The following is a 7,708-nucleotide window of genomic DNA, read 5'->3' on the forward strand; positions in this document are numbered from 1 at the left end:
GTCTTGATACCTTTGACACAAAATGGTTCACCCTGTTTCTTGTGAATGATTTTTAAATTATAAATCTAATCTTGTATTTTTTATTTTGCAAACTAAAGGAGCGCAAAGATTTTTATACATTATTGAATTTTTTTTAAGAGTAGCAAAGGCGCTTCGAATCATTGAAAAACTTGATTCTTTTGTCTTTTATCTTGTTTCTTAATTTATTTTGTAACAAATTTCCCATATCATTACTAACCGAATAGAGTTAAAACAAAAATGAGTTCGCCGGAGAAAGAATTTTTAGAGAAAATCGATAAACATAAAGGAATCATCTTCAAGATTTCTAAAATGTATATGGATAATCGCGATGACCAGAATGACCTTTTTCAGGAGATTGTTTATCAGGTTTGGAAATCTTTCTCGAGTTTTGAAGGAAAGTCAGAATTCTCAACTTGGCTTTATAGAATTGCGTTGAACACAGCAATCATCTTCCTAAAATCTGAGAAAAGAAGAACGTTTATCCAAAATGATGATGTCTCGCTCTACAAAATAAAAGAAGAGGAATACAACTTTGAAGACGAACAAAACCTAAAACTGATGTATGAATCTATCCAACAACTAAATCCTATTGACAAAGCTTTGATTTTCTATTATCTGGAAGATTTTTCCGGAAAAGAAATGGCAGAACAAATGGGAATCTCGGAAGGAAACGCCAGAGTAAAACTGAATCGTGCGAAAGAAAAATTGAAAGAACTCATTAATAAAAAGGCTTCGAGAGCCTCAGCCTGACAAGCATTAAAGACACAAGAAAAAAGACAAAAGAAAATTAATAACCTTCGAGAGCCTCTGGCTGACAACCAAGAAACTATCAATTATTAATTATCAACCAACAACTATAAATATATGAACCTAGATAATCTTAAATCACTTTGGAATAAAGAAGATGTTTCCGAAACACCGGAGATCTCGCCAGAAAAACAAAGACAGATGCATCATCCTTTGGAAAGGATTCGGAAAAATATGCGTTATGAATTTTGGTCAACTGCCATTCTTTTGCCCGTTGTTTTGATTGTGATTTGGTTTTTCCCAATTCCTTTCAGATTCAGGCTTTATATAGAAATTTTAGTGGCATCTATGGCTTTGGTCACTGGTTTTTTCTTTAGCAAATTCTTTAAACTTTATAAAGAAATCAGCAATCCGACATTGGGAACTTACGATTCTTTGAAGGATTTGTTTCATCAGTTTGAATTGAACAAACAATATTATCTTTCATTTTATCTAAGTTTTGTTCCCTTTTTCGTTTGCGAAATCATCATCATTACCGAATCAATTCCATATAGCCATGAATATACAGACGGACTTTTGGCTTTCAAATTTTTGCTTTCTATTTTGTTTGGGCTGTTTGTTTTATACTTTGCAGGCAACTGGTGGTTCAAACATTTTTATGGAAAGTATATCGATAAAATCAAATTACTGGTTGATGAAATGAAGCAAAATTAAATTCATCTTTTATCAATAAAAAGCCTTGTAAAATCGATTATGATTGCAAGGCTTTTTTAATTTTCATAAGCTGAAAATTTTTGTAAATTTGCAAACCTATGGGACAAATCCTAGCCATCGACTACGGGAAAGCAAGAACAGGAATTGCTGCGACAGACGACTTACAAATCATTGCGAGTGGTTTGACAACAGTTGAAACTCCAAAACTTGTAGATTTTTTGAAAAAATATTTTTCTGAAAACAACGTGGACGAAATCGTTATCGGACTTCCCACAGATTTGAAAGGAAATATGTCCGAAATCGAAACTGAGATTCAGAAATTTATTTCAGTATTTGAAAAGGAATTTCCTGAGAAAAAAATCAATCGTTTGGATGAACGTTTCACTTCCAAAATGGCTTCTTTTTTCATTAGTCAAAGCGGAAAAAACAAAAAACAAAGACAAGAAAAGGGATTGATTGACAAAGTAAGCGCGACAATATTGTTGCAAAATTTTTTAGACCAAAAGAGATGATTTTACCAATTAGAGCATTCGGAGATTCCGTTTTGAGAAAAAAAGCACATGATATCGACAAAGATTACCCTGAGCTTCAAACCCTAATCGATAATATGTTCGACACAATGAACGGTGCCAACGGAATTGGTTTGGCTGCGCCTCAGATTGGTTTGGACATCAGACTTTTTGTAGTGGATGTTTCTCCTCTTTCTGAAGATGAAGATTATGAAGATATCGCTGATGAACTGAAAGACTTTAAAAAAGTTTTCATCAATGCAAAAATCCTTGAAGAATCTGGCGAAGAATGGAAATTCAATGAAGGATGTTTGAGTATCCCAGAAGTTCGTGAAGATGTGAAGAGAAAATCGACGATTAAAATAGAATATTACGATAGAAATTTCGTTAAACATACCGATACATTTTCTGACATCAGAGCAAGAGTAATCCAACACGAATACGACCATATCGAAGGAATCTTATTCACAGATCACTTGAGCGCTTTAAAGAAAAAAATCGTAAAAGGAAAACTTCAGAAAATTGCCAACGGAGAAGTTGCCGTGAGTTATAAAATGAGATTTCCGAAATAATTTCTAGATGTTAGAAGCTAGACATTAGAATTTAGACAAATAAAAAATATACTACTAAAGAAAAATATTAAAATGCAGTTAGAAAAAATCATTTCAATCTCTGGAAAACCAGGACTTTTCAAATTGGTTTCTCAACTTAAAAATGGATTTATCGTTGAGGATATCACTACTAAGAAAAAAGCGAGCATCTCGAACTCAAGCCAAGTAAGTCTTCTTGATAATATCGCAATGTTCACTTTTGATAAAGAAGTTCCTTTGTTTGAAGTTTTTGAAAATATTGCAAAAAATTACGACTACAAACCAACGATTAATCATAAATCTCCTAGCGATGAACTAAGAGCTTTTATGGCTGCTTCTCTTCCAAACTATGACCTTGAAAGAGTTTATGAGTCTGATATCAAAAAATTAGCTCAATGGTATAACTTGCTTCAAAAAGCTGGCTATATCACTCCAGAGAGTTTTGTAAAACCAGAAGCTCCAGCAGAAGAAACTGTTGAAGAAGCTAAAGCTGTTGAAGAAAAAGCAGAGAAAAAACCTGCAGCTAAAAAAGCTCCGGCAAAAAAAGCGACTGAAAAAACAGAGGAAGAAAAAGCAGAAAAACCTGCTGCTAAAAAGCCAGCTGCTAAAAAAGCGACTAAAAAAGAAGATTAATTAAATTTTCTTTCCCCAACCCTAAAGGGCGGAAAATTTATATTTTATAAAATGCTCTCTCAGAAATGTTTATTTTTGAGAGAGTTTTTTTTATATTTAAAGTTTTTGAAAGCCTCAGACTGACATTGTTGAGAATAATCATTATTAAATTAAATCATTTATGAAAGTTGTTTCACTTGTTCCTTCGATTACTGAAACTTTATTTGATTTAGGTTTAACGACTGACGAAATTATTGGTCGTACAAAATTCTGTGTCCATCCTAAAGAAGTCGCAGATAAGGTTGAAATTATTGGCGGAACGAAAAACCTTAATATTGAGAAAATTAAATCATTGAAACCTGATTTAATCATTGCTAATAAAGAAGAAAACATCAAAGAACAAGTTGAAGAATTGATGAAAGACTTCAAAGTTTTATTAACGAATATTGAAACGCTTGAAGATAATTATTACCTTATCAAACAACTTGGACATATTTTTAACAAAGAAGAAAAAGCGCAATTTTTCAATCTGAAAACTTATGAAGCTTTTGATATTCAGAAACCTGAAAAGAAGTTAAAAGTCGCTTATCTGATTTGGAAAAATCCTTATATGACAATTGGCGGTGATACTTTTATTTCGAGGATTTTGGAAGAACTGGGATTCGAAAATCTATTTAAAAACGAGAAGCGTTATCCCGAAGTTCAGTTGGAAGATTTGAAAGAAGCCGATTTGATTTTTCTTTCGTCAGAGCCTTTTCCTTTCAAAGAAAAACATATTGAGGAAATCCAAGAAGTTTGTAAGAATCCAAAAATTATGATTGTTGATGGCGAAGCTTTTTCTTGGTATGGTTCGCATCTAGCGAAGTGTGGGAATTATTATCGGGATTTGTTAGAAATTTTTAAATAGAAAATTACATTATAAAATAATTCCACGATTAACTAAACAAGTCAATTTTGCATTAGAAATAAACTCTTCGAAAGTGCTATTTTCATCTGTATTTATATTTTGCAATTCAAAATAATATTCAACCGGATTTGCTAAAATTACATCATCGCTATTTTCTTTAATTGAAAAAATCCAAAACTTATATCTTTTGATTTTAAAATTTGGATTTAATAATGGTAATTCTTCGATAGCAGAAATTCTCAAACTAAAGCTCTTATTAATTTCATAAGGATTCAAAAATCCATTAGCTAAAACTATTTTCGCATTGGAATCAATATTATCATCAAACTCTAATGTACTGACATTATTAAAAATGATTCTATTCTTTTCAACTTTAATTTGAGAATTAGGAATTTTAATATAATTATTTTTCTCACATTTCGTTTCAAAAATCCTATTTGCTAGACTATATTTTCCTGAATTTAGATTTTCGTTTTGACCAATAACAAATATTGGTAATAATATGAGAAGTAAAAATCTCATCTTGTTTTACAAAACCTTCGCAACTTCTTCGCAAAGCCAATTCAAGAGTTCTTCATCTTCTTTTGTAAATGGATCTTTTGAATGACTGTCGATATCGATTTGCCCAATATTTTCTCCGTTTTTGAAGATTGGAACTACAATTTCTGCTTTTGTATCGATGGAGCAAGACAAATAATTATCCTGAGAATGAACATCCGGAACCACAAAAGTCTCTCCAGAAACTGCAACCTGTCCGCAAATTCCTTTCCCGAAAGGAATAATCACGTGGTCTGTAACCGCTCCAACATAAGGACCCAAAGCCAATTCGTCTTTGTCTCCATTTTTAAAATAAAATCCTGTCCAGTTGTAATAAGAAATTTCCTTATCCAAAACCTGGCAGATTTTCAGAAGTTTTGCATTTGTATCGTGTTCAGGACTTTCTAAAATGAATGAAAGTCTTTTTTTAAGTTCTACCATTTTTTTGAAATATTAATTGAGTCCGTCAAAACTTAGCTCTTTGTAACCGAACATTTGACGGTCTTTTATCATCTCCGGAATTCCCGCCGGAAGCTCTTCTTCCCAACCGTTTTCCTGAGTCACAATTTTCTTAAGAATTTCTCTGGAATAGATTTCCAAGAATTTTGGATTGAAATTGGTAATATCTACAATTCTCTTATTGAGTTTGAAATATTTATATAACTCCTTCAGATTATCATGAACTTTCAAGTTCTCCGATGTCAACAGACTTCCTGTTTTCGGGTCTTTGTAAGGATAAAGATAGACGCGCATATCTTTTTTGAAGAATTTGCCAAAAGCTTCCAAAATTCCACCAGGCAGATTTTTGTAATATTCCTCATCAAAAACATCCAAGAGGTTATTAACTCCCATTGCGACACCAATATGTTGATTCGTAAATGTTGAGAAGTAATCTACCATTCGGTAATACTCGGAGAAATTGGAAATCATTACAGTATAACCTAACTTTCCTAAGATATCAACTCTGTCAAGAAAATCTCTCTCATCAATATCCCCAGCAGCTCTCAAATTTGAAATTGTAATTTCGAAAAGAATCTGTGTATTCTCGTGGTCACAAGCATTATCCTGATTGAACATGTCCAAACCGTGTTCAAACATATCAATATTAACTCGTGTTACAGGGCGGAAACTACCTCTTACGGCAAAGATATTTTTCTTGTAAAGAATATCTGCAGGAAGCATATTATTACCTTGAGAATTAAAGATAACCGCATCCGTCATTCCTAATTTCACCAACTGAAGACTCATCAGACGATTATCCACAAATTGGAAATCCGGTCCACTAAAATCAATCATATCAATTTCCAATCTATCAGTAGACAGGTCATCATATAACGATTCTATCAGAAGTCGTGGATTATCAATGTAGAAAAAAGCACCATAAATCAAATTAACTCCCAGGCTCCCCAAAGTTTCCTGTTGAAGTGTTGCATTAGTCTCTTTAAATTTGACGTGAATCACAATCTCATTAAAATCCTCGTCTGGTCCATTCTGATAACGGATACCTACCCAGCCGTGTCCCTTTGAAGTCTTGTCAAAATTGATTGTTGTAACCGTATTAGCATAGGAAAAGAATTTTTTCCCCGGGTTTTTTTCTCTCGGAATCCTTTCTTCAATCAAAGCTACCTCATAACGTAACATTTTACGAAGTCTGTTCTGTGTTACGTATCGGTTTTTGGCTTCTTTCCCGTAGATTGCATCAGAGAAGTCTTTATCATAGGCAGACATCGCTTTTGCAATCGTTTGAGAAGCACCACCAGCTCGAAAAAAGTGTCTTACAGTTTCTTGACCCGCTCCTATCTCCGCAAAAGTTCCGTAGATGGATGAATCTAAATTAATGGCTAATGCTTTCTGCTTAGGGGTAAGTTTTGGCTTTATCACGAAGAATTAGATTTATTTTGTAAATTTACCAAAAACAGCGCAAATACAAAAATGCTTTTAAAATTTTTAGGAACCGGAACTTCACAAGGCATTCCTGTTATTGGTAGCCATCATCCTGTTTGTCTGTCCAAAGACCAAAAAGATAAGCGTTTACGTACATCTGCGCTTGTAACTACAGATTCTGGAAAAAAAATATTAATTGACTGCGGACCCGATTTTCGTCAGCAAATGTTGACTAATAATGAGGAGCAAATTGATGCTGTCCTGATAACTCACGAGCACAATGATCATATTATCGGTCTTGATGATTTGCGACCTTTGATTTTCAAGAACAAAGCTTCGATGCCAATCTATTGTAATTCCAGAGTTTCGGCAGAAATAAAAAGTCGTTTCCCTTACGCTTTTACAGAACAAAAATATCCTGGCGCCCCCAGTTTTGATCTATTTGAAATCGAGGATAATTTTAAATTATTCAATGAAGTAGAAGTTCAACCGATTGATATTATCCATTCTGAGATTAATATTCTTGGTTTTAAATTTAAAAATCTTGCTTACATTACAGATGCAAGCAAGATTGATGACAAGGAAAAAGAGAAACTAAAAAACCTCGATTTTTTCATTATTAACTGTCTTAGAAAAACAGAGCCTCATCATTCTCATTTTATTTTGCCTCAAATTTTGGATTTGGTAGAAGAACTTAAGCCAAAAAAAACGTACTTAATTCACATCAGCCATCATCTGGGATTCCACGAAGAGGTCGAAAATGAGCTCCCAGACAACATTCATCTGGCTTATGATGGATTGGAAATAAAATTTTAGTAAAATTATTTTTTTGATTTACAGATTGTTAAGAATTAAATTAAAAAATAATACAAAAACACTTTTGTAAACTGAAAAATAGTCCTATATTTGCACACCAATTTAAAACAAACATCAGCCCAGTTGGCGGAATTGGTAGACGCGCTAGACTCAAACTCTAGTATCGAAAGATGTGCCGGTTCGATTCCGGCACTGGGTACAAAAAACGTTGTTAATCTTCTGATTAGCAGCGTTTTGTATTTTAATGAATGTTGATTTGTCCGCATTTTGTCGGATCAGTACCAAAACTTGTGTTTAAGCAAAAATGTTTTGTAGTCTGAATAGAAAAAACGCCCGATCCCTAACTCCTCTGAAGTTGCTTCTAAATTTTT

10 protein-coding genes and 1 tRNA gene are annotated in these 7,708 nt (G+C 33.2%); 8 read left to right on the forward strand and 3 right to left on the reverse strand.

Translation table 11 applies throughout. The features are described 5' to 3' along the window. The first annotated feature begins 258 nt into the window (after nucleotides 1–258). The 6 genes from DRF58_RS17405 to DRF58_RS17430 all read left to right on the forward strand — a co-directional run bounded on the left by DRF58_RS17405 (nucleotide 259) and on the right by DRF58_RS17430 (nucleotide 4,100). Complete coding sequence (locus DRF58_RS17405) at nucleotides 259–771, forward strand: RNA polymerase sigma factor (RefSeq protein ID WP_116037186.1); 513 nt, start codon at nucleotides 259–261, stop codon at nucleotides 769–771. A gap of 114 nt (nucleotides 772–885) precedes the next feature. Next, nucleotides 886–1,482 carry a hypothetical protein gene (locus DRF58_RS17410; RefSeq protein WP_116037188.1) on the forward strand — a complete coding sequence of 199 codons (597 nt, stop codon included), beginning with the start codon at nucleotides 886–888 and terminating at the stop codon, nucleotides 1,480–1,482. A 98-nt stretch (nucleotides 1,483–1,580) separates the two neighbouring features. Then, entirely contained in the window at nucleotides 1,581–1,994 is a 414-nt protein-coding gene (gene ruvX, locus DRF58_RS17415; protein WP_116037189.1) for a Holliday junction resolvase RuvX, read from the forward strand. Then, the gene (gene def / locus DRF58_RS17420) at nucleotides 1,991–2,563 is read left to right on the forward strand and encodes a peptide deformylase (protein WP_116037191.1); all 573 of its coding nucleotides are present in this window, start codon (nucleotides 1,991–1,993) and stop codon (nucleotides 2,561–2,563) included. Before ruvX ends, def begins: the two co-directional genes overlap by 4 nt. Before the next feature lie 72 nt (nucleotides 2,564–2,635). After that, on the forward strand, nucleotides 2,636–3,214 hold the full coding sequence (locus DRF58_RS17425) for a DUF5606 family protein (protein ID WP_116037192.1): 579 nt from the start codon (nucleotides 2,636–2,638) through the stop codon (nucleotides 3,212–3,214). A gap of 160 nt (nucleotides 3,215–3,374) precedes the next feature. Next, nucleotides 3,375–4,100 carry an ABC transporter substrate-binding protein gene (locus DRF58_RS17430; RefSeq protein WP_116037194.1) on the forward strand — a complete coding sequence of 242 codons (726 nt, stop codon included), beginning with the start codon at nucleotides 3,375–3,377 and terminating at the stop codon, nucleotides 4,098–4,100. A gap of 9 nt (nucleotides 4,101–4,109) precedes the next feature. On the opposite strand, the gene DRF58_RS17435 is transcribed toward DRF58_RS17430, so the two are convergent. Genes DRF58_RS17435 through DRF58_RS17445 form a run of 3 tightly spaced genes read right to left on the reverse strand, consistent with a single transcriptional unit; the run spans nucleotide 4,110 to nucleotide 6,515 of the window. Continuing rightward, the gene (locus DRF58_RS17435) at nucleotides 4,110–4,622 is read right to left on the reverse strand and encodes a hypothetical protein (protein ID WP_116037195.1); all 513 of its coding nucleotides are present in this window, start codon (nucleotides 4,620–4,622) and stop codon (nucleotides 4,110–4,112) included. Between the two features lie 6 nt (nucleotides 4,623–4,628). Further along, the gene (locus tag DRF58_RS17440; protein ID WP_116037197.1) at nucleotides 4,629–5,078 is read right to left on the reverse strand and encodes a GAF domain-containing protein; all 450 of its coding nucleotides are present in this window, start codon (nucleotides 5,076–5,078) and stop codon (nucleotides 4,629–4,631) included. Nucleotides 5,079–5,090: 12 nt separating this feature from the next. Then, nucleotides 5,091–6,515, reverse strand: coding sequence for a TonB-dependent receptor (locus tag DRF58_RS17445; protein WP_116037200.1), 1,425 nt, complete (start codon nucleotides 6,513–6,515; stop codon nucleotides 5,091–5,093). Nucleotides 6,516–6,569: 54 nt separating this feature from the next. Here DRF58_RS17445 and DRF58_RS17450 point away from each other — a divergent pair, with 54 nt between their 5' ends. Both DRF58_RS17450 and DRF58_RS17455 read left to right on the forward strand, forming a co-directional pair. Beyond that, the gene (locus tag DRF58_RS17450) at nucleotides 6,570–7,337 is read left to right on the forward strand and encodes an MBL fold metallo-hydrolase (RefSeq protein WP_116037199.1); all 768 of its coding nucleotides are present in this window, start codon (nucleotides 6,570–6,572) and stop codon (nucleotides 7,335–7,337) included. Between the two features lie 117 nt (nucleotides 7,338–7,454). Further along, nucleotides 7,455–7,536: transfer RNA gene (locus tag DRF58_RS17455), tRNA-Leu, on the forward strand. Nucleotides 7,537–7,708: the final 172 nt, after the last annotated feature.

It is taken from the genome of Epilithonimonas hispanica, from assembly GCF_003385395.1.
Lineage (GTDB): Bacteria > Bacteroidota > Bacteroidia > Flavobacteriales > Weeksellaceae > Epilithonimonas > Epilithonimonas hispanica.

Bases quoted from the DNA above. Each gene is read 5' to 3' on its own strand.
- DRF58_RS17405 (WP_116037186.1), top strand. From the start codon at position 259: ATGAGTTCGCCGGAGAAAGAATTTTTAGAGAAAATCGATAAACATAAA.
- DRF58_RS17410 (WP_116037188.1), top strand. From the start codon at position 886: ATGAACCTAGATAATCTTAAATCACTTTGGAATAAAGAAGATGTTTCC.
- ruvX (WP_116037189.1), top strand. From the start codon at position 1,581: ATGGGACAAATCCTAGCCATCGACTACGGGAAAGCAAGAACAGGAATT.
- def (WP_116037191.1), top strand. From the start codon at position 1,991: ATGATTTTACCAATTAGAGCATTCGGAGATTCCGTTTTGAGAAAAAAA.
- DRF58_RS17425 (WP_116037192.1), top strand. From the start codon at position 2,636: ATGCAGTTAGAAAAAATCATTTCAATCTCTGGAAAACCAGGACTTTTC.
- DRF58_RS17430 (WP_116037194.1), top strand. From the start codon at position 3,375: ATGAAAGTTGTTTCACTTGTTCCTTCGATTACTGAAACTTTATTTGAT.
- DRF58_RS17435 (WP_116037195.1), bottom strand. From the start codon at position 4,622: ATGAGATTTTTACTTCTCATATTATTACCAATATTTGTTATTGGTCAA.
- DRF58_RS17440 (WP_116037197.1), bottom strand. From the start codon at position 5,078: ATGGTAGAACTTAAAAAAAGACTTTCATTCATTTTAGAAAGTCCTGAA.
- DRF58_RS17450 (WP_116037199.1), top strand. From the start codon at position 6,570: ATGCTTTTAAAATTTTTAGGAACCGGAACTTCACAAGGCATTCCTGTT.